This is a genomic window from uncultured Roseivirga sp. (genome assembly GCF_963973945.1).
GTDB lineage: Bacteria > Bacteroidota > Bacteroidia > Cytophagales > Cyclobacteriaceae > Roseivirga.
Genome location: NZ_CAXBBV010000001.1, coordinates 419667 through 442591, shown reverse-complemented (window position 1 = coordinate 442591; position 22925 = coordinate 419667). Strand labels below are relative to the sequence as shown.

Sequence of the window (22925 nt, the reverse complement as noted above, 5' to 3'; positions counted from 1 at the left end):
AAAGTTCACTTTCAAAACCGATATGGGTTTTTAATCAAATAAGTCTCTTTATCTTCGTACAACTCAATGCTATTACGAATGAAGCGGTTTGTACTTTTTTTCAGTTTGCTCCTTTTTGTTTTCAGTGCGAAGGCACAGTTTCCACGACTTTCTGGCCAAGCCGAAATCAGTATTATTACCATTGGGCCAGGTGCAAATTTGTATGACAGCTTTGGTCATGGTGCTATTCGAATTCAAGACCCTTATTTGAGTTTTGACAAAGTGTACAACTATGGAACATTTGATTCTTTCCAAGATGGTTTCTATGTAAAGTTTGCTCAAGGGAAGTTAAATTATAGATTGGCAATTCAGGACTATAAACGCTTTTTGGGAAACTACCAAGCTCAAAATCGCTGGATTACTGAACAGGTTTTAGACTTGACTCAAGCAGAGAGACAAGAGATTTTTGAGTTTTTGGAAAACAACGCTATTCCCGAAAACAGTTATTATTTGTACGATTTCTTCTACGATAACTGTGCTACTAAATTACGCGATGTAGTACGCGATGTGCTAGGCGACAAGCTTACTTTTAATAACGATCACCTTACAGAAGAAAAAACATTTCGCGACCTGATTCAAGAAAACACTTTCAATTTTCCTTGGTGGGATTTTGGGATTGACATTGCCTTAGGAGCCGTAATAGATGTAAACGCTACACCAGAAGAGCATATGTTTTTGCCTGATTACATTATGCAGGCATATGCCAACGCAACGATTACTCGCGATGGAAGAGAGGTTTCGGCAGTAAAGGCAACGAACAAGCTTTTCGAGTCGGATTACTATGAAACACCAAAAGAAACGCTTTCGCCTTGGATGATCTTTTCTTTCCTCATGATTATCGTGGTGGTTTTCACTTATAGAGATACCGTACAGAATATGCGGGCCAGGTACTTAGATTTCACCATTCTATTTGTTACAGGTTTGGTGGGAGTATTAGTAGCCTTGCTTTGGTTTGCGACAGACCATACGGCAACAGCTAAAAACTTAAACTTGCTTTGGGCGTTTGCGCCTAACTTCATTGTTGCTTTTTATGTAGCAAAGAAGAACCCTCCAGCGTGGACACGGAGTTATGTTCGTTTCCTGTTTATCTTGCTTATAGGCATGAGTTTTATTTGGGTTTTTCAACTTCAGGTATTTTCTATAGCCTTGCTCCCTATAATGTTGCTTTTGGCAGTTCGCTATGCTTTTTTATGGGTGAAGGGTTTGGTTTAACTCAATCACTCTTCGTAAATCCTTCATTTTCAGACAACTTGTAGAAACAACTCTACAGGCTGGGTCTTAATATCTCATTAAGCCACCTACAAAAGTGCGTTTTCTGAGAAAAACTGAGTTGGCACAGTTTTCCTACTTCAAGGGGTAAATCAATTAATCACTAAAACCCCACAGATATGTTACGTTGGACAATCACATTCTTAATTATAGCCGTAGTGGCAGGTATTTTAGGTTTTGGAGGTATTGCCGCTGGTGCAGCTTACCTAGCAAAAATCGTATTCTTCATTTTCGTAGTATTGCTTATTTTATCTCTTTTTAGAGGGGTCACTACTAGGCGATAAGCAATACTCTTTATATAGATTAGATAGAGCGGTTTCTGAGAAATCAGAGACCGCTTTAAATTACAGTCCTTAAGTTTTTCCACTTTTTAGCTTAAGATTATGAAACCTCAAGAAAACGAAATACTTCTTATTTATAATGGCAGAAAAGCCCAAGACTCTAAAGTGCTCGGGTACGCTAGTTCTGTTCAAAAGTATAAGGTGAACGAAAGGAACATAGACAAAAATCCACTGACAGAAACCCAGCTAATTAAAGTAGCAAATGATATGGGTTTACAAGTATTGGATTTGATTGATAAAACTTCGGACACCTATTTGAACGAAATTAAAGACCAAAGCTTTTCCAATGAAGAAATGCTGAAGATTGTAAGGCAACATCCAGAAATATTGAAAACTCCCATTGCTATGCTTAACGGTACCGTCTTTTTTGTACATTCTGCCTACGACTTTGTGAATAAAGGAATTGAGATTGAAGGCGTAAAATCAAAAAGCGGAAATGTATATGAATCGCCCAATCGTGATAAAGATAATGACTGAAGGAGTTAAGTTTTGTTCTTTAAATTGAAGGGTAATTCCGCAAGTTTCGGGTTTTACCCATTAGGCTTTTACCCAACCTTTGTTCTAATTGAAATACTAAAATCATGAACGAACAAAGCCAGATTAATTACGAACGAGTGGCGCAGGCCATTGATTATTTGAAGCTGAATTTCAAGGCCCAGCCTAACCTCGATGAATTAGCAGAAAAGGTAAATCTGAGCCCTTTTCATTTTCAACGCATGTTTACAGAATGGGCAGGCGTTAGTCCAAAAAAATTCTTACAATACATCAGTGTTGAGCACGCCAAGCAGGTACTTAAAGAAAAGCAGAGTACACTCTTTGATGCTGCGCATGAAACAGGCCTTTCAGGCACTGGTCGCCTCCACGATTTATTTATTCAAATTGAAGGAATGACTCCGGGTGAATTTAAAAACGGAGGTGAAAATTTAACCATTAACTATAGTTATGCCGAAAGCCCTTTCGGAAACATTTTAGTGGCTTCTACCCCAAAAGGCATTTGTTATATGGCCTTTTCAGAAAATGAGAAAGTAGGTTTTAGTGCTTTCAAAAGTCACTTTCCCAATGCCAAATTAAATCAGGTAGTAGATATGATTCAGCAAAATGCGCTCTACATTTTCACCCATGATTGGCAGCAACTTGATAAAATCAAACTTCACCTTAAAGGAACGGACTTTCAACTAAAAGTATGGAAAGCCCTTTTAAATATTCCTTTGGGCAAGCTTTCTACCTATGGAAATGTAGCTGCTAAAATTGAGAAGCCGAATGCTTCGAGAGCAGTAGGTACCGCAATAGGAAATAACCCAGTTGCCTTTCTTATTCCTTGTCATAGGGTAATTCAAGCCAGCGGAACAGTGGGCGGTTATATGTGGGGACCCACTCGAAAAACAGCCATTATTGGTTGGGAAGCAGCAAAAATGGACACCGCAGTTTAAAAGCCCATGGAAAACATAGAAGCAAAAATTGCAGGAACCAATTGGTCAACTGTAACAGAAGAAATGCATGCTACGGGTTTTGCGCTTGTTCCGAATTTCATTTCAGAGAATACCTGTTCCGAATTGATTGAGAGCTATAATGAGCCTATTTACCGCAAAACGGTAGTGATGGAACGTTATAGGTTTGGATTGGGAGAATACAAATATTTCGATTATCCTCTGCCGCCAGTAATTCAAAGCATCCGAGAAAAACTATATGGAAAACTTGCGCCCATCGCCAACCTTTGGATGAATGTGCTGAATATCGAAAAACAGTTTCCTGACTCGTTTAAGGATTTACAATCACTTTGTCACCAAAATGGTCAACTTCAACCTACACCCTTGATTTTGAAATATGGAAAGGGTGGTTTTAACACACTGCATCAAGATTTGTATGGCGAAGTATACTTTCCAATTCAAGTCGTGTTGTTTTTAAATCAGCCAGAGGTAGACTTTACCGGAGGAGAGTTTGTACTGACACAACAAACACCACGGGCGCAGTCCAAGGCCATAGTGCTAAAACCAAATAAGGGAGACCTATTGATCTTCACGACTAACTTTCGACCAGTGAAAGGTAGTAAAGGCTACTATCGTGTCAATATGAAACACGGAGTGAGCGAAGTACAAAGCGGAGAAAGACATACGCTGGGAGTTATTTTTCATGATGCATTAAGTTGAGGGGTGATTTATCATAGTGAAATCGACAATTCAGAATTGCATGGAAAAATAAGGCGAAGAGAAATTTGCTGGGCTGGCAATAGAAAACTGAAAATTTATGGCGCCTTAAACTGCGCTTCAGGAAAAAGAATGAAAAGGGAAAACAGAGTATTTTTCCATTCGCTAGATCAAGCTAAATTGAATGGCTTTCGCCCCTGCGGGCATTGCATGAGAACGGAATATTTAAATTGGAAAAATAGGATTGTTCAGTAGAGGCATAAACCAAACTCTCTCTATTCAATTCATTAGCAGTATTTGGCCTGTTTCAAATTCAGATGAATAGCAGTACTTTAGACTTTAAGGAGAATAGATGCCCCAATGACGACAGAAAGACTTCAAGAGTTTCTTAAAAACGGAGAGAACATTGAAGTTGAGTTCAAAACCTCACAATTTGAGCTTAATAGAGATGTGTTTGAGTCTGTTTGTGCTTTCTTGAATCGAAAGGGAGGGCATCTGTTTTTAGGGGTTAGAAACGATGGTGTTGTTGAAGGCATAATTGATTCTTGCTTGGAAGACATTGCTAACAACTTGGTAAATAATGCTAACAACCCTCAAAAGCTTAATCCTCCGTATTACTTATCGACCGAGTTATTCGAATTGGAAGGTAAAAAAGTGATTTATGTTTTTGTGCCCGAAAGCTCTCAAGTCCATAGTACCAACGGAAAGATTTTTGATAGAAACCGAGATGGTGATTTTGATATTACCCGACAAACCGAGCAGGTAACACAGCTTTATCTTAGAAAGCAGACCACTTATTCTGAAAGTCGTATTTATCCATTTATTAAGCTTAGCGATTTTCGGTCAGACTTACTTGAAAAAGTAAGGAGGCTGGCAAGGAACGAGAGAGCTAACCATCCTTGGCAAAGTATGACAGATGAAAACCTGTTACGTTCAGCAGGTCTATTTAGGGTGGATCACTTTAAAGGAAATAGTGGATTTACTTTGGCGGCCATACTACTATTTGGTAAGGATGAGGTGATTCAGAGTGTTTTGCCTCATTTTAGAATTGACGCTTTGGTGAGGGTGGAAAATACAGATCGTTATGATGACAGGGATGATATTCGGACAAACCTCTTAGATGCTTACAATAGGTTAACGGACTTTGTTAGGAAGCATTTACCAGATAAATTTTTTCAGGAAGGGGAACAGCGAATAAGTTTGAGAGATAGAATCTTTCGTGAGGTAATTGGTAACCTCATTATTCATAGAGAATATGTTAACCCTTTCCCTGCAAAATTGATTATCGAAAAAGATAGAGTAGTGGTTGAGAACTGGAATCGACCTCATAATAATGGCGCTATTGACCCACTCCATTTTTCTCCTTACCCTAAGAACCCACTAATCGCCAAATTCTTCAAAGAAATTGGAATGGTTGATGAATTGGGTTCAGGAGTTCGTAATACCTTTAAGTATTGCAGTATTTATAATACTGGAGCAATACCTGAATTTATAGAAGAAGATGTTTTTAGGACAGTGATTCCCTTAAAAGCAACTACCCAAATCACTACCCAAATCACTACCCAAATTACTACCCAAATCATTCTCGATTTGCTTAAAAAGGAGCCAACGTTAAGCAGGAGCAAATTGGCAAAGGCCATAGGTAACATTACGGAAGACGGAATTAAATACCATTTAGAAAAGCTTAAAGATGAAGGTAAAATAAGGCGATTAGGCGGTACAAGGGGTAAATGGGAAGTTTTAGATTAACCAGAACTTTAAAGTATAACTCAATAATGAACCTCTTTCCAGAAGAAATAGATGAAACCAAAAACTGGCTACCGAAAGAGGGGACGGTTAACTATTACGGGAAACTAGTTTCCGAAGAAGAAGCCAACTTCTATTTTCGAAAACTCTTCGACTCTATTGAATGGCGAAACGATGAAGCCGTAATTTTTGGTAAGCATTTTATTACCAAACGCAAAGTAGCTTGGTATGCAGACCAAGCTTACGAATACAGTTACTCAAACGTGACAAAAAAAGCCTTGCTTTGGACGCCTGAACTACTTAGCCTAAAAGTTTTGGTAGAAGAAAAAACGGGTGAAAAATTCAATTCTTGTTTGCTCAATTTATACCATTCTGGAGAAGAAGGAATGGCCTGGCACAGCGATGGCGAAAAAGACTTGAAGAAAAATGGAGCGATTGCCTCTGTAAGTTTTGGTGCAGAAAGAAAATTTGCCTTTAAACATAAAGAAACCAAAGAGAAGATTGATATTTTCTTAGAACACGGCAGTCTCTTGGTGATGAAAGATGCTACCCAAACCCATTGGCTTCACCGCTTACCACCCACCAAAAAAGTAAATACCCCTAGGGTGAATTTGACTTTCAGAACGATTGTGAGGTAAGAACAGAGTCTTAATATTTTTGAAATAAGACCCTTCTGAGCTTTGGCAAAATTGACCAGTGGCAATCTTCTTTCCTCGTGAATGCCTAAATTGATTTATGAAAAAGTCATTCCTCCTTCTCGCATTTTTATTTTTAGCACTAAGCCCGCTTTCTTGCCAAAAAGCTCCCGAGGCCGATTACGCCTTCGATAATGTTCAGGTGATTGATGTAGAAACAGGTGAAATCCGTCCAAAACAAACCGTTTTTGTAAAAGATGGTAAAATCACCTTAATCATACCTTCCAAAGATGCCAATCTTGATGGTACTATGAACACCATCATGGGTAATGGACAATTCTTGATGCCAGGGCTAGCAGAAATGCATGCCCATATTCCTGGAAACAACAACATGAAGTTATTGGAAGAGACACTTTTTCTCTACCTCTCTAATGGAGTAACAACCATCAGAGGAATGCTTGGTCAGCCTTACCATATAGAGTTGAAGGATAAAGTGCTTTCAGGAGAAATTCTTGGCCCTAGAATCTATACTTCAGGCCCAAGCCTCAACGGCAATTCTGTGACTTCATTGGAACGAGCAGAACAAATTGTTCGTGATCAGAAAGCTGCAGGGTATGATTTTATGAAAATGCATCCTGGGTTGAGTCTGGAAAACTTCAACAAAATAGTGGAGACGGCCAAAGAAGTAGAAATGCCATTTGCTGGCCATGTGAGTATAGATGTAGGAGTGAGAAAGTCGCTTCAAGCCAAATATGCGAGTATCGACCATGTTGATGGCTATATAGAAGGTCTTGTTCCTGAATCGGCTGGAGTAAACCCAAATGCAAACGGCTTCTTTGGCATTAGCTTCACCAAACTTGCAGATGAAAGCTTAATTGATGAGTTGGTACAAATGACCATTGAAAATGATGTTTGGATAGTGCCAACACAGGTCATGATGGAACGTTGGGTTGGACCAGAAGCTCCAGAAGCTTTAGGTCAAGAACCTGAAATGAAATACATGCCACCAAATACTTTAAACAACTGGATTAGAACCAAGAAGCAGGTAATTGAAGCGCCAAATTACAGTGCAGAAGAGGCAGAGCAATTCAATGAACTCAGAAGAAAGATCATAAAGAAACTTCATGATGGAGGAGCCAAGTTTATTCTTGGGTCAGATGCACCTCAAGTATTCAACGTGCCCGGCTTTTCTATCCAAAGAGAGTTAGAAGCCATGACCAGAAGTGGATTTACTCCACTTGAAGCCATACAATCAGGCACTATAAACCCCGCGATTTTCTTTAGCGCTGAAGGAGAATACGGAGTAATTAAACCCGGTGCCTCAGCTGACCTCATTCTTCTTCAAGAAAATCCTCTAGAAAACATTAACAATACCAGAAGCCAATTAGGGGTAATGGTAAGAGGTAAATGGATGACCAAGGCAGATATTCAAAAGAGGCTGGATGAAATAGCGAATAATTGATTGGGTTAGTTAAAGCGCTTGTGATGAAGTAGTTTGTGATTTGGTGAAGCTATCGCAACGATTGCTTCACTTTCTCTTCACCTCCCTCAACCAAAATAATTTCAATAAAACCCATGATCCCAAAAACCTACTGACATAGGGTTGTCATAAGTGCCCTTTAAGTTTATACCATAATCTTAAATCGCACGATATGAAAAACGAAACATTAGCACCAGTAGTCATTAGCCCAAACGATTTGTTAACACAGTGGCAAGGACACCGAAGTCTTACCCGAAAAGTGATTGAGGCTTTTCCAGAAGACAAACTTTTTAGCCATTCAATAGGTGGAATGCGTCCATTTTCTGAACTGGCCCTTGAAATGATTCACATGGCAGTACCTAGCGTAGAAGGTATTATCACAGGTAAATGGAAAACCTTTGGCGAATCTGAGGCTGAAGAAAAACCCACTACTAAAGCAGCGCTACTTAAACTTTGGGACGAATCAACAGAAAAGTTAAACGAGTTATTTCCTCAAATCAAACTTGAGCGTTTTCAGGAAATAGAGAAAGCTTTTGGTCAATATGAAGGCACAAATCACTCTTTGATTTTTTATTGCATTGATAATGAAATTCATCACAGAGGCCAAGGCTATGTATACCTTCGCTCTTTAGGAATCGAGCCTCCTTTTTTCTGGGAAAGAAATTAACTAACCATATAATTATGGAGCTGTTGAATTGAGCAGCTCCTCAATTACATCCCTTATCAAATCACCTTCAAAGCCTTTCATTACCAAATGCTGAGTCAGTTTGCCACGCACCGTATATTGATTTTCGGCTTTAATGGTAGGTAGTTTTTTTTCGGCATGACGCATGAGTGTAGCATAATAATCATCTGGGTCAATTTCTTGAAAGCCTTTTTTTATGCAGTATTCAGAAATGTGGTGCTGCTTTAAGCCTTGCAAAATTTTGCGTTTGCCCCAGCCCTTTATTCTAAACTTTCCCCCAACATAAGCTTTTGCAAAACGCTCTTCATTGATATAATTATCAGTAATTAAATCCGATAAAATCTCTTCAACTTCGTCTTGATGAAGACCATAACCATACAATTTATCACGTACTTCTTGCTGCGAACGCTCCTGATAAGCACAGAAATCGGCCGCTTTAAGCTTGGCTACTTTAGGGTCTAGCCGCTTTGGTTTACGTTCTTCGTATTGAAAAGCCATCGAACTAAGTTAGAATGAATTATCTTTGGGCAAAACACGACAAACCGATAATGAGAAAAAAGATTGTTGCAGGAAACTGGAAAATGAATAAAAACTTCAGCGAAGGCCTTACACTAGCCTCTGAGGTGGTAAACATTGTGAACGATGAATTGAATGATGATGTAACCGTAATCATGTGTTCTCCATTTATTCACCTAGCCCAAGTAGCAAAAAATGCCGAAGAAAGCGATAAGGTTTTTGTAGGTGCTCAAAATATGAGTGAACACACTTCAGGCGCCTATACTGGCGATATTTCTGCTGAAATGATTAAGTCTGTAGGTGCCGAATATGTAATTCTTGGCCATAGCGAAAGAAGAGAATACCACAATGAAACCAATGAGCAATTGGCCAAGCGAGTAGATTTAGCTTTAGAAATGGGCTTGACTCCAATTTTCTGTTGTGGTGAATCACTTGAAATCAGAGAGTCTGGTAAAGAAGTAAGTTATGTATGTAATCAACTTACAGAAAGCCTTTTCCACCTCACAGAAGACGAAATTCAGAAAGTCGTAATTGCCTATGAACCTATTTGGGCAATTGGAACAGGGAAAACAGCATCATCGCAACAAGCACAGGATATGCACAAAGCCTTACGTGATTTCTTGGCTGGCCAATTTGGACAAGAAGTGGCCGATGAAATTTCTATTCTTTATGGAGGAAGTGCCAAGCCTGATAACGCAAAGGAGCTTTTCTCTCAACCCGATGTTGACGGTGGCCTGATTGGCGGAGCATCTTTAAAAGCCAGAGACTTTGTAGAAATTGCCAAGTCATTTTAATTGAAACCAATGAATTACATAGAAATCAAAGTCCATTGCGATCAGCCTTTTGGCGAAATATTAATTGCCGAAATGGGCGAATTGGACTTTGATACCTTCGTTGAAACCGAGGTGGGGTTTGACGCATATATTGCTGAAGATATTTTCAGCCACCCTGCTTTGCAGCAGCTTTTCAATAATTACCGTAAGCAAACCCGTATTTGGTATGAATTGAAAAAAATTGAAAAGCAGAACTGGAACGAGGAGTGGGAAAAGAACTACGATCCGATTGAGGTAGGTACAGATATTTTCGTACGTGCTACTTTTCATGAGTCGAAGCCTGGCTTTAAGCACGAAATTATCATCCACCCGCAAATGTCTTTCGGAACAGGACATCACGAAACCACCCACCAAATGCTGGCGCTCGAAATGACACTAGACCATCAAGGGAAAACGGTTTTAGATGTAGGCGCTGGAACAGGAATTTTGGCCATTATGGCTTCTAAATTAGGTGCTTCAGAAGTATCTGCCACTGATATTGACGATTGGTGCATTGACAATGCGAAAGAGAATTTTGCGCTAAATGGCATTGAGCCTAAGGACGTATTATTGGGCACTATAGATGAGTTTACTTTTGATGAGCCTTTCGATATTCTTTACGCCAACATCAATAAGAACGTGCTTTTGGCTGAAATGGAATACTATTCGAAACTCACAAAAACAGGCGGCCACTTGTTTTTAAGCGGTTTTTACACCCACGATGAGGCCGATATTCTGGAGTGTACCGCTGCGAATGGTTTCGAAAAGTTAAATTCAACAGAAAGAAAAAACTGGGCAGCCATTCTTTTAAAGAAACTGTAGTTTCAAGGTATTATTTCTGTCTTTTTATCGTTATTAAGGGTCAGTTGAGGGGTCATATGCAATTTCTGGTCAAAAGAATTTTATATAGTTTACTGATTGTGTTGTGGTTTCTGCCAAACTCTTTTGCGCAGGAGGCAACTCAAACGGACTCTATTGTCTATACACCAGACATTGCCAGAATTCTTACCACGCCCAACCCCGCCAGCTTTGGAACCGACTACAAACCATTTATAGAAGCTTGGCAGGCTAATAGTTATACTCAAGCTCAGAAAAATCAGCTAGGACAAACCTTGCTGAATATGGAAAAGAAGGGTTTTAGACCTCGATTCGATTTCAAAGGAATCTTTAACATTTTAGTACTTGCCAAAGAAAAACGGAACTTCAGTCAAGCCCAACTTGACGATTTAGTGAAGGCTTGTTTGAAAGTTTCTGAAAACTACGACAAGAAAGTTATTGAGCAGTTTCACCAATATGCCGCATTCTTTTTGGCCGATATGGCGCTTTTTAAGGATCGTAGTTATGGCATTTATGTAGAGAATGCGGAGTACACTTTGCAATTCAACGGTAGCGAAGATTTTTCTGAAGAAGAGCCTTTCGTGGCCGAATCACAAAAAGGGCCCGATGCTATTGAGCTTTTACTAATGAAACAGCAAGGTCTGATTTCTAGCGAGGATGAAATAGTTACCAATGAACCAAAGGTAGAAGCACCTTTGCCAGCCATGCCCACCCAAATGGGGCCAGTAATTGAATTCAAAAAATTGGATTTAGTTTTCGTAAATCGTTTAGACACAATTTACCTCAAGAATACCCAGGGTAACTTTTCTTTTGAAACGCTTGAGTTTACAGGACAAGATGGAGCTGTAGACTGGACCAATGTGGGTTTACCTGCTGCAACTACTTATGCCAAACTGCGCAATTACTTTTTTTCCGTTACCCAAACAGACATTAAGTTTGACGAAGCCTATTTTCATTACCAAGGAAAACTAGACCAGCCCGTAGTTGGGTCACTTGAAATTACTTTAACACCACAGCGCAGCACTGTAGATTCCTACCCTAAATTCATATCCGATTACGCTGATGCACCCATTAATGATTTAGGAACCAATGACCTGACCTACCGTGGAGGAGTAAGTTATGAAGGACGAGATTTTTACAGCAAATCAGCCTTCAATGAACTTTCTAGAGTGGAAGGCTTTGTAAACGGAGAACTGAAGTTTAGAGCGGAGGCACCCAACTTTGTTTTCAACAAGAAAGACTCAGCGGTAAGCTCTACAGTAGCGAAAGTGACTATTTTTCATGGTACTGACTCAATCTACAATCCGAGTGTAGAAATGGTGTATAACTACGGAAATTACCATTTGAACTTGGAACCTAATAAAGGCGATTTTGGAAGCACACCTTTTAGTTCTTCATTTTATGCAGTAGATCTTACAGGCGATCGGTTGATTTGGGATTTGAAATCCGATTCCTTACACCTCACTATTGGTTCGGCACGAAGCGAAGTTCCTTTGATTGTAGAGTCGAAGAACTTTTTCAGCGCATCAAGGTTTTACAGCCTTTCTCAATTGTATGACTTCAACCCTCTAATTCTTTCAGTACGACAGGCTCAGAAGTATGAGCCAAAAAATGAATTTTACATTTCAGAACTGGCAGAAGATCGAAAAATTAGCCTTGGGATTCTTAAAAGAAGCATGATCGACTTAATGTCGAAAGGCTTGGTGCTCTACAACGAATACACAGGAAAAATCATCATTACCCCAAAAGGCCTTCATTACTATGATTCGGGACGAGACGAATCGGACTTTGACGATCTGGTAATTCCTTCCGTAATCAGCTCTTCACCCAACGCCACCATCAATTTGGTAAACGATACCTTAACAGTTCGGGGAGTTGAGAAATTCTATGTAAGCGATTCGCTCGATGTAATGATTACGCCCACCAACGGAGTAGTTAAAATTTCTAATAATAGAACCATAGAATTTGATGGCGCCCTTGAGGCCGGAAACTTCCAGTTCAATGGTCAAAAGTTCAAGTTTGATTACAATAACTTTTTGGTGGAACTGCCTCAAATTGATTCGATTAAATTACAAGTAGAATTAGAAGAAGGCAGAAAGGAAGCACTGAATAACCAGCTTGTAAATACCTCAGGCGTGTTAAATATCAACGATCCAAATAACAAATCGGCAAGAATTTCGAAACCAGAATATCCCATTTTCACCTCCAATGAAAGTGCCAGTGTAATGTTTGATAAAAACGGAGTTTTAGGTGGCGCTTATGACAGCACCGTTTACTTCGATGTACCTCCTTTTAAACTCGATAGCGCATCTAAGGCAGACCCTTCGGCCTATGCTTTTGAAGGAACCTTCTATTCAAACGGAATTTTCCCTGAATTCAAAGAAAGCCTTAGGGCCATGCCCGATAAATCTTTTGGTTTTATTCACTCCATTCCAGACTCTGGCTATAGCCTCTACGGCACTACTGGTAAGCTTTATGGCGAAATAAAAATGGATCAATCAGGCCTTCAATCACCAGGAGCTATCGATTTTCTCACAGGTAATTTCAATACCGAATCGGTTACTTTTTACCTCGATTCTATGTATTCGAAAAAGGGAATTGAAGGAAAAATTGATGCTGGAACACTTGATGGAGTTTCGTACCCTGCGGTTAAATTTTCTAGGTACGAAGTAAACTGGCTGGCCAAAAAGGACAGCATGAACCTAAGAAATTTGGAAGCACCATTTAAAATGTATGATAGTTTAGGAGCATTTAGCGGTATTCTTACGCTATCTACAAAAGGGCTTTACGGTACCGGAGAAATGAAAATGCAAGGCTCTAAAACAAATTCAGAAAATTATACTTTAGAAGAAACCTCATTTGAATCAAGAAATTCAGATTTTGAATTAGACTCTGGAAATCCGCAGAAGCCAATATTGAGTTCTGCCGATGTGCGCGTGAATTACGATTTAGCTAATAATAAGGCCATCATTCAGCCCGAAGTACAAGGCAACGCAGCACTGGCCTTCCCTTTTGCGCAATACAAAACCTCTATTCCAACAGCCGAATGGGACATTGCCAATAACATGATTACCATGACAAAGCCAGACACTGTTGCGCTGGAAAAGTCATTTTTCTATTCCACCAAAAAGAGCATGGACTCCTTGGTTTTTATGGGTACCAATGCTAATTACGACATCGCAAAACAAGAACTGAAAGTTGAGGGGATTCCGTATATCGTTGTGGCAGACGCACTTATAACCCCAGAAAATAATGAAGTATTGATTCTAGAAAACTCTGAGCTTGGAGTAATGGAAAATGCGATCATTGTATTCGATACGGCCAATACAAATCACCGATTGTACGATGCCAAAATAGAAATCATTTCTCGCAATCGCTTTAGAGGTGAAGGCACCTACGAACTGGTAACCGTGCAAGACACTTTTGCTATTAAGTTTGATAAGTTTGGTTTTGAAGAAGACCCGGTTCGTGGGCTTTATACAAAGTCGAGCGGTCAGATTAAAGCCGATGCAGGAGTAATTGTTTCACCTGGGTTTATTTTTAAGGGCACGGTGTTTATGTATGCCTTCAGAAAAGCATTAGAATTGAGGGGTTCCGTAAAGCTTAATCTACAGAAGCTCAAAGAGAAGAACGTGTGGATTGAATATGAATCGAATGACGATATTTCGGAGGTAGTGTTCAATTTTGATGAAGCCAGAACAGAGTTTGGAGAACCGCTCACGGCTGGTCTACATTTTAATAAAGGCGACATCTACCTTTCATTTATAACAGAAAAACGAGGTTTAGATGATGACGACTTCTTTATTCCTAAAGGAGGAAACTTATTTTATGATCAAAATACAGGCTCTTACAATATTGCCAATCCTAAAAAGCTAGAAGACCCAGCAAATTTCTATAAAGGCAATATGTTCTCATATAATGAAGAGACTCAAGACGTTTCTTTTGAAGGAAAACTAAACTTTGTTAGCCCACTAAGTAAAGGCCTAACGGTTCAGGGAGCAGGAAAAGGATCTGGAAATCTAGACTCTGCCGACTTTAAAATCAATGCCATGTTGGTGATGGATTTTGGGTTGCCAGTAACCAGTGTTCCATTAATGTCTCAGAATTTAAAAGACATGGGCGAAAAACTGGGAATTAAAAGAGCTCATGACGATCGTTCTGACTTGATTTATAAAGCCGCTGAATTTATTGGTGATGAAGCCGTCAAAAAATGGGATCGATCCTATCAGTCGGTGCCCATACCTTTGGTGAGTGCTTCTGCAAATGGTGAACTGATGAAAAACCTAGTAATTTCAAATGTAGACCTCAGATGGTCAAAACAGTTGAAAACCTTTTATAGCGAAGGAAAAATCAGTGTCAGCAACATCAACAATATCGACATCAATATGGAGCTGGATGGTTTTGTTGAAATCAAGAAAACCCCTGAAGGCGACATTGTAAATGTTTTGATTCAAATGACAGACGGCACTTGGTATTACTTTACCTACGATGGATTTAGCCTAGGTACTTTCTCTTCTAATGAAGCCTTCAATGCTTCCATCGCAAACCCTTTAGATGCCAAGGGTAAATCTTCTAAACCCAAAGTGGGCGATTTCAATGTTTTCGCTTATTCTTTAGAAGAAGTTATTGCTTGGTCTAGAAACTACCGAAAACTATTCTACGGAATAGATGAGCCTTATAAGCTGCTGATGTCGGCAGATTCAAATCAATCGCTCAAAAAGAAAGAAGTGGTTGAAGGAGACGGATTCTAACCTTTCTAAAAGTCGCTCAATCCCGTGGGCGTTTCATTTCAAAACAATTATCTTCGAGTCATAATTTAAGACCTATGGCAAACATCAACGATTACATTGAAAATAATAAAGAACGCTTTTTAAACGAGCTTCTCGATTTACTTAGAATTCCTTCAGTAAGTGCCGATAGTAAGTTTAAAGGAGATGTACTAAAAGCAGCAGAATTTATACACGGGAAACTATTAGAAGCCGGAGCCGACATAGTGGAAATTTGCCCAACTGGAGGCCATCCAATTGTGTACGTAGAAAAAATTATTGATGCCAAATTGCCTACCGTTTTGGTTTACGGTCATTACGATGTACAACCAGCCGACCCTTATGAGCTTTGGGATTCTCCACCCTTCGAACCGGTAATAAAAACCACAGAAATTCACCCTGAAGGAGCAATTTTTGCCCGTGGCGCTTGTGACGACAAAGGCCAAGTGTACATGCACATCAAGGCTTTTGAAACCATGATGAACACAGACAACCTTGCCTGTAACGTAAAGTTCTTAATTGAAGGTGAAGAAGAAGTTGGGTCTGATCATTTAGGTATTTTTCTTGAAGAGAATAAAGAAAAATTGGCGGCCGATATTGTATTGGTATCCGACACTGGAATTATTGCCAACGATGTACCTTCCATTACGGTGGGGCTAAGAGGTTTGAGCTACGTTCAGGTAGAAGTAACTGGTCCAAATAGAGATTTACACTCAGGTTTGTATGGTGGAGCAGTGCCAAACCCAATCAACGTATTGGCCGAAATGATTGCTTCCTTAAAAGACGAAAACAAGAAAATCAACATTCCAGGCTTCTATGCCGATGTAATTGAGCTTTCTCCTGAAGAAAGAGCGGCTATGGCAGAAGCTCCTTTTGATGAAGAAGACTACAAAAAGTCAATTGGGCTGAGTGCTACCGAAGGCGAAGCAGGGTATACCTCAATGGAGCGCTCTTCAATTCGACCTACTTTAGATGTAAATGGAATTTGGGGCGGCTACATTGGCGAAGGAGCCAAAACCGTAATTGCATCCAAGGCCTATGCAAAAATTTCTATGCGTTTGGTGCCAAACCAAGACCCTGATAAAATCACCAAACTGTTTGAAGACCACTTTGCTTCAATTGCACCACCTTCTGTAAAAGTAAAAGTAATTCCACATCACGGTGGGCAACCTGCGGTTACGCCAACAGACTCTCCGGCTTATATTGCTGCGGCAAAAGCCATGGAAACTACTTTTGGAAAAGTACCTGTACCGTTTAGAGGTGGAGGAAGTATTCCTATTGTGGCACTTTTTGAACAAACCTTGGGTTTAAAAACTGTATTGATGGGTTTTGGCTTAGATTCAGATGCCATTCATTCACCAAACGAACATTATGGCGTTTTCAATTACTTTAAAGGCATTGAAACCATTCCATTGTTCTTCAAAAATTTTGCTGAACTGAACGACTAAAATACATTTACAATGAGTCTTAATAACTAAGACTCATTTTTTACAAATTCTGATTACATATGAGAAAGTATCTACTGTCACTAATGTTTATTGGTTTTGCATTAAGCGCCTTTGCGCAATTCAAGCAAACCACCAATTGGACCTTTGATGCTTCGCAAAAAGAAGTAAAAGTTGGTGATGAGGTCGAGTTGATCTTCAAGGTCAATGTAATTAAGGACTGGTACATCTATTCTTCAAATCAGAAGGAAGATGTGATGGCCATACCCGCCACTGTAGAACTGAATGCAGATCCTTCTTTCGAAGTGATTGGAAAGCTATATGGTGTTAATCCAAAGTATAAGTTTGACTCAATTTGGGGCGATACGGTGGAGTATTTTGGTGCAAAGGGAGAGTTTAGACAGAAGATAAAAGTACTGAGCAGCAACCTCAGGATTTCAGGCACACTTGATTTTCAAACCTGTACGGACATTACAGGGCAGTGTGTTCCAGGCGAGCAGGACTTTGTAATTGATTTTATAAAAATAGCAGGAGGAGAAAAAGAACCAACCGAAACGCCAGCCCAAACTGCGCCACAGGATTTATTAAACCAAGGGCCTGGGGTAAGAAAAGTAACCTCTTGGAAACTCAGCAAAGAAGGAACTGCAGAAGTAGGCGGTGAAATTGATCTAGTTTTCAATGTAGAAGTAGATGACTATTGGTATATCTATTCTAGTGATCTGGCTCCAGATGCATCTCCATTCCCTGCCAAGGTGACTTTTGAAGAAACAGATGGTTTTGAGGTAATTGGTGATTTGATTCCAACCAATCCAAAAAAGAAATTCGATAATTTTTTCAATGAAGAAGTTACCTACTTTTCTGGAAAAGGTGAGTTTAAGCAGAGAATAAAAATATTGAAACCCGACTTTCAAATAAAGGGAGAGTTAGGTTTTCAAACGTGCTCCGATGTAGAAGGACTTTGCATTAGAGATACTGAAGATTTTGACGTAGCCCTGTCAGCCCTAGAAGATGGAGCTAAAAAAATTACCACAACGACTGGAGTAGTAACGGGCATAAACAGTAAGGCAAGTAAAAGTAGTTATGAAGACTTACTAAAACCCGAAGATGATGGCTCCTTATGGGGCTTTTTTATTACCGCTTTTCTTTTCGGATTGGCGGCATTATTAACACCATGCGTTTTCCCAATGATCCCGATGACGGTCGCGTTCTTTACAAACAGCAGTCAGTCGAGAGCTCAAGCCATTACCAAAGCCAGTATTTACGGGGTTTCAATTATTGTTATCTATATCTTAATTGGTCTGCTTTTCACAAGTCTATTTGGGGTAGGAATTGCCAATGAACTAGCTACAGGAGCCATTCCAAACATTATATTCTTTGCCGTATTCGTCATTTTTGCTCTTTCCTTTTTTGGCCTTTTCGAAATTGTATTGCCAAGCGGTTTTGTGAATAAAATGGATAAAAAGGCCAACAAGGGCGGAATGTTTGGTACCTTCTTTATGGCTTTTACTTTGGTACTTGTTTCATTTTCGTGTACGGGACCAATTGTAGGAACAATCTTAATCGAGTCTTTTCAAGGGCAAGTAACCAAGCCCGTGGTGGGCATGCTGGGTTTTTCTTCAGCATTTGCTATTCCATTTACCCTGTTCGCAATTTTTCCTGGTATGCTAAAAAGCCTTCCAAAATCTGGTGGCTGGTTAAACTCAGTAAAAGTGGTTTTAGGATTTATCGAATTGGCTTTGGGTTTCAAATTCTTAAGCGTAGCCGATCAGGCTTATCATTGGGGCTTACTCGACCGTGAAATTTACATTGCCATTTGGTTGGTGATTGCGGTGCTTTTAGGTTTCTATTTATTAGGGAAATTGCGCTTACCCCACGATGATGAAGTTCAAAAAACTTCGGTACCGCGTTTGGTATTGGCCATAATCAGTTTTGTGTTTGCAGTGTATTTATTGCCTGGTATGTTTGGTGCACCGCTCAAAGGCCTTTCTGGTTATTTGCCACCACTTAGCACACATGATTTTTCTGTAAAGGAAATAATTAGAGAAGAAATTGAAGCCGCTAAGATTTCTGGTTCAGTTACTGAAACGGGTTTTCCGAGTAAAGTAAAATATTCCGACATTCTGCATTTACCGCATGGTATCAAAGGCTTCTTTGATTACGAACAAGCACTCGCTTATGCCAAGAAGGTAAAGAAACCATTGTTTATTGACTTTACAGGCCATGGCTGTGTAAACTGCCGTAAGATGGAAGAATACGTTTGGTCAGACCCAGAAGTACTTAAAAGAATGAAGGAAGACTATGTAGTAGTTGCCTTGTATGTAGATGATAAAACGGAACTACCTGAGTCAGAATGGTACACTTCTGAGTTCGACAACAAAGTGAAGAAGACCATCGGAAAGCAGAACTTCGATTTTCAAATCACCCGTTTTAATGGCAATGCCCAACCGTACTATGTGCTTTTAGATAACAATGAAGAGCCTTTGGTTCGACCAAAAGCTTATGACGCTGAAGTATCAAACTTTGTGGAGTTCTTAGACAAAGGGCTTGCTGAATTTGCCAAACGCTAAACATGTCGGTGGCAACTTTTCCAGCGTTGGTGTTGTTGACAGAACGCAATGAAAGAAGCCATGATTAAAGACACATATCCAGTTGAAGGTATGCACTGCGCAGGCTGTGCTTCCACCGTTGAGAAAACCCTCAAGAACAGCAAAGGAGTAGAAGAAGCTTCGGTAAACTATGCTACCAATACGGTTAGTTTGGTCTACAACGAAGCCGAAGTGGACTTTAAGCTGCTCCAGAAATATGTAAAAGGAGCGGGCTATACACTACAAGCAAAAAAAGACAAAGCCTCGGTTGATGCGTCACGCGAAGAAGGTCTAAAGAAAACGAAACGAGCATTGGCGCTGGCCATCTCTCTTGGTGTGGTGGTCATGGTGCTGTCCATGTTTGTGGGTGACTTCCCCTATAAAAATTGGGTTTTACTCGTTCTTTCATTTCCTGTAGTCTTTATTTCTGGGTGGAGGTTTTTCACAAGTGCTTTTTCGCAAATTAAGCGAGCAGCAGTTAATATGGATACGCTCATTGCATTCGGAACAGGTTCGGCTTTTCTGTTCAGTATGTTCAACACCATTTTCCCAGAAGTAATTAGAAATCAAGGTTTGCAGGTGCATGTCTACTATGAGTCGGCCGCAGTGATTATTGCTTTTATACTTCTTGGAAAATACCTGGAAGAAAAGGCCAAGTTTTCCACCTCAAAAGCCATTGAAAAGCTTTATGAGCTTCAGGTTAAAAAAGTAATAAAGATTGAAAATGAAGAACAGAAAGAGATTCTGTTTGAAGAAGTAAAACTTGGTGATATTCTCTTGGTAAAAGCCGGAGAGAAAATACCAGTGGATGGAAGAATCGTTTCTGGGCGCGCAAGTTTAGACGAAGCCATGATTTCTGGCGAATCTGTTTTGGTGGAAAAATCGGAAGGTGATGAAGTAAAAGCAGGCACCATCAATACCGATGGTAGCCTACAAGTTAAAACTGAAAAGTTGGGTGAGGATACTGTTTTGGGTAAAATTATTCAGATGATTACTGAAGCCCAAGGTTCAAAAGCTCCTGCACAGCAATTGGCGGATAAAATTGCAAGTGTTTTTGTGCCGATAGTGCTTGGCTTGGCAGCACTCACTTTTGTAATATGGTACTTTGCTGGTCCTGACCCTGCGCTTACTTATGCTTTCGTAAACACCTTTTCTGTGTTAATCATTGCTTGTCCATGTGCACTTGGTTTGGCCACACCTATGGCCATTATGGTAGGCATTGGCAAAGGAGCGAAAAACGGAATCCTTGTTAAAGATGCCGTGGCTTTGGAAAACGCATCGAAAGTGACCAAGCTGTTTGTAGATAAAACAGGAACAATATCAGAAGGGAAACTTTCTGTTACAGATTTCAAAACCTTCTTTAGCGAAGATAACAACTTAGAATTATTAAGTGTGCTCAACGGAATGGAAGCCGCATCTAGCCACCCAATTGCAGGAGCAGTTACGGACTATCTAGAGGAAAATTATTCTCTTTTCCCTGTACAAATCAAAGACCTCAAAACGATTGCAGGAGTTGGTTTAGCCACCACATTGGACCAGCATAATTATAGAATTGTAGGAAAGGGCGGATTAAAGGGAATCACACTTTCAGATGAAGTAGAAAGTTTGATCAAGTTGCATGATAAAGATGGACGAACCCAAGTGTTCTTTATTCGAGACGAAAAGGTTTTGGCAGTAATTGCTTTAAAAGATACCGTCCGTAAATCTTCCGCAGCCTTGGTGGCTCAATTGCAAAAACGCGGAATAGAGATCGAAATGCTCTCTGGCGACAACGAACAAATTTGTGCCAATGTGGCTCGTGAAACAGGTATCAAAAAGTTTCAGGCCAGCCTGATGCCAGAAGATAAACACGCCATTGTAAAACAAGCCAAATCCGATGGGCACATTGTGGCTTTTGCCGGTGATGGAATTAACGATGCGCCTTCGATGGCCGAGGCCGATTTGGGCATTGCTATGAGTACAGGTGCCGATGTGGCTTTAGAAAGCGCTTCGGTCACTTTACTCAATGGAGACATTTCTAAACTACACCAGCTAATTCTACTTTCAGAAAAAACCACAAAAACCATGAAACAGAACTTGTTTTGGGCATTTGCTTACAATGTAGTAGCTATTCCATTAGCAGCTGGAGTACTTTTTCCTATCAATGGTTTTCTTCTAAACCCTATGGTGGCTGGTGCTGCTATGGCCTTTTCGTCCGTATCTGTTGTGCTCAATAGCCTTAGGCTGAAGGGTTCAAAAATATAGTCTAAAAAAAAGATTTACTAAAAGGCCACATTTTTAGTACTTTGCCGTTGAAAGGTAAAAACTAACGGATAATGAAAAGAAACTTAGGACTTGCCAGTGTAGTAGGTTTAGTTGTTGTGGTAGTTCTATACTTCTATTTTAGCAGAGAAAGTGCTTCCTATATTGAAGAAGAAATACCCTTGGAAGAAGTAACGGTTATTCCAGAGCCGATATACAAGTTTGGAATCCCATTAGATCAGTATCAAATACTTGAAGGAAAGATTAAACGTAATCAGACAATTGCGGATATCCTTCTCCCCTTTAACATCAGCAATCAAGACATTTTCAGCATAGACCGTCTCTCTAAAGACGTTTTCAGTGTTCGAAACTTTGTTCCAAATCGCGACTACACTCTTTTCTATACAGAAGACTCTCTAAAGCGAGCCGCTTATTTTGTTTATGAGCCTAGCCCTTTAGAGTATGTGGTTTATCAACTTAAAGACTCAATCTCTATATATAAAGAAGAAAGAGCAGTTGAAACCATTGAAAGAACAATGGCAGGAAGAATTACTGTTTCTTTAGATCATTCTATAAGAGAAAAGGGCGGTTCGGCTGCTTTGGTAAGTGCTGTAGCCGATGTTTTCGGTTGGCAGATCGATATGCGTTCTCTTCAAGTTGGTGATTGGTTTAAGGTGATTTATGAAGAAAGACAGGTAAATGGACAGCCCATTGGAGTAGGAAAAGTACTCGGTGCCGAATTCAATCATATTCGAAATGACTATATGGCTTATGCTTATGACCAAGGAAATGGCTTTGATTACTATGATGATTTGGGCGAGAGCCTTCAAAGGGCATTCTTGAGGTATCCAGTTGAATTTTCTCGAATCTCTTCCCGATATAGCAAAAGCCGTCTTCACCCTGTATTGAACACCCGAAGAGCTCATTTAGGAACCGACTTTGCTGCCGCTAAAGGAACTCCAATTAAAGCTGCTGCCGATGGGGTAATCATTGCGCGAGGTTATACAGGAGGGAATGGCAATTATGTGAAGATTAGACATAACGGCACTTATACCACAGGGTATTTACACATGTCAAAATTTGGAAGCTACAAAAATGGGCAGAAAGTTAAAAAAGGAGACGTAATAGGTTATGTAGGAAGTACAGGCCTAGCTACTGGAAATCACCTTTGCTTTAGGTTCTGGAAAAGAGGCCAACAGGTAGATTTCTTAAGAGAGGATTTACCAGCAGAAAAACCGCTTTCAGATGAACACATAGTTAAATTTGAGGCAATGAAGGTATTAATGGATAAAAAACTCAACGATATTCCTATGGAATGGGTTGAAGATGTTATTACTGCTAGTAGTAGATAAATGAAATTGAATTTATACTTTTAAGCAGGCTA

The 22925-nt window shown here is 39.9% G+C and carries 18 protein-coding genes; 17 read left to right on the top strand and 1 reads right to left on the bottom strand.

Annotated elements, in window-relative coordinates:
• Positions 1-78 precede the first annotated feature (78 nt).
• The 10 genes from AAC026_RS02075 to AAC026_RS02030 all read left to right on the top strand — a co-directional run bounded on the left by AAC026_RS02075 (position 79) and on the right by AAC026_RS02030 (position 8321).
• Positions 79-1251 (top strand): DUF4105 domain-containing protein, encoded by a 1173-nt coding sequence (locus tag AAC026_RS02075; RefSeq protein WP_339694649.1) that lies wholly within the window; start codon positions 79-81, stop codon positions 1249-1251.
• A gap of 176 nt (positions 1252-1427) precedes the next feature.
• Positions 1428-1592, top strand: coding sequence for a DUF1328 domain-containing protein (locus tag AAC026_RS02070; protein ID WP_339694646.1), 165 nt, complete (start codon positions 1428-1430; stop codon positions 1590-1592).
• A gap of 99 nt (positions 1593-1691) precedes the next feature.
• Positions 1692-2126 (top strand): ArsC/Spx/MgsR family protein, encoded by a 435-nt coding sequence (locus AAC026_RS02065; protein WP_339694644.1) that lies wholly within the window; start codon positions 1692-1694, stop codon positions 2124-2126.
• Positions 2127-2230: 104 nt separating this feature from the next.
• Positions 2231-3079 (top strand): methylated-DNA--[protein]-cysteine S-methyltransferase, encoded by an 849-nt coding sequence (locus AAC026_RS02060; protein WP_339694641.1) that lies wholly within the window; start codon positions 2231-2233, stop codon positions 3077-3079.
• Positions 3080-3085: 6 nt separating this feature from the next.
• Positions 3086-3796, top strand: coding sequence for a 2OG-Fe(II) oxygenase (locus AAC026_RS02055; protein ID WP_339694638.1), 711 nt, complete (start codon positions 3086-3088; stop codon positions 3794-3796).
• 3 nt (positions 3797-3799) lie between these two features.
• Positions 3800-4048, top strand: a complete 249-nt coding sequence (locus AAC026_RS02050) for an Ada metal-binding domain-containing protein (RefSeq protein ID WP_339694636.1) — start codon at positions 3800-3802, stop codon at positions 4046-4048.
• A gap of 105 nt (positions 4049-4153) precedes the next feature.
• Entirely contained in the window at positions 4154-5542 is a 1389-nt protein-coding gene (locus AAC026_RS02045) for an RNA-binding domain-containing protein (protein WP_339694633.1), read from the top strand.
• A 26-nt stretch (positions 5543-5568) separates the two neighbouring features.
• On the top strand, positions 5569-6177 hold the full coding sequence (locus tag AAC026_RS02040) for an alpha-ketoglutarate-dependent dioxygenase AlkB (RefSeq protein WP_339694630.1): 609 nt from the start codon (positions 5569-5571) through the stop codon (positions 6175-6177).
• Positions 6178-6274: 97 nt separating this feature from the next.
• The gene (locus AAC026_RS02035; RefSeq protein WP_339694628.1) at positions 6275-7636 is read left to right on the top strand and encodes an amidohydrolase family protein; all 1362 of its coding nucleotides are present in this window, start codon (positions 6275-6277) and stop codon (positions 7634-7636) included.
• Between the two features lie 190 nt (positions 7637-7826).
• A complete protein-coding gene (locus AAC026_RS02030) occupies positions 7827-8321 on the top strand; it encodes a DinB family protein (protein ID WP_339694625.1) in 495 nt (164 codons plus the stop codon).
• 12 nt (positions 8322-8333) lie between these two features.
• Here AAC026_RS02030 and AAC026_RS02025 read toward each other — a convergent pair whose 3' ends face one another.
• The gene (locus AAC026_RS02025) at positions 8334-8837 is read right to left on the bottom strand and encodes a RecX family transcriptional regulator (RefSeq protein ID WP_339694623.1); all 504 of its coding nucleotides are present in this window, start codon (positions 8835-8837) and stop codon (positions 8334-8336) included.
• 50 nt (positions 8838-8887) lie between these two features.
• Between AAC026_RS02025 and tpiA the strand changes: the two genes are divergently transcribed.
• The 7 genes from tpiA to AAC026_RS01990 all read left to right on the top strand — a co-directional run bounded on the left by tpiA (position 8888) and on the right by AAC026_RS01990 (position 22893).
• A complete protein-coding gene (gene tpiA / locus AAC026_RS02020; RefSeq protein ID WP_339608416.1) occupies positions 8888-9649 on the top strand; it encodes a triose-phosphate isomerase in 762 nt (253 codons plus the stop codon).
• 9 nt (positions 9650-9658) lie between these two features.
• Positions 9659-10489 carry a 50S ribosomal protein L11 methyltransferase gene (gene prmA / locus AAC026_RS02015; protein WP_339608412.1) on the top strand — a complete coding sequence of 277 codons (831 nt, stop codon included), beginning with the start codon at positions 9659-9661 and terminating at the stop codon, positions 10487-10489.
• 56 nt (positions 10490-10545) lie between these two features.
• Positions 10546-15255: a hypothetical protein gene (locus AAC026_RS02010; RefSeq protein WP_339608414.1), complete on the top strand. Its 4710-nt coding sequence runs from the start codon at positions 10546-10548 to the stop codon at positions 15253-15255.
• Between the two features lie 83 nt (positions 15256-15338).
• A complete protein-coding gene (locus AAC026_RS02005; RefSeq protein WP_339695308.1) occupies positions 15339-16718 on the top strand; it encodes a dipeptidase in 1380 nt (459 codons plus the stop codon).
• 59 nt (positions 16719-16777) lie between these two features.
• Entirely contained in the window at positions 16778-19282 is a 2505-nt protein-coding gene (locus AAC026_RS02000; protein ID WP_339694621.1) for a protein-disulfide reductase DsbD domain-containing protein, read from the top strand.
• 48 nt (positions 19283-19330) lie between these two features.
• A complete protein-coding gene (locus AAC026_RS01995; RefSeq protein ID WP_339694619.1) occupies positions 19331-21544 on the top strand; it encodes a heavy metal translocating P-type ATPase in 2214 nt (737 codons plus the stop codon).
• A gap of 71 nt (positions 21545-21615) precedes the next feature.
• Entirely contained in the window at positions 21616-22893 is a 1278-nt protein-coding gene (locus AAC026_RS01990) for a peptidoglycan DD-metalloendopeptidase family protein (RefSeq protein ID WP_339694617.1), read from the top strand.
• The last annotated feature ends 32 nt before the right edge of the window (positions 22894-22925 follow it).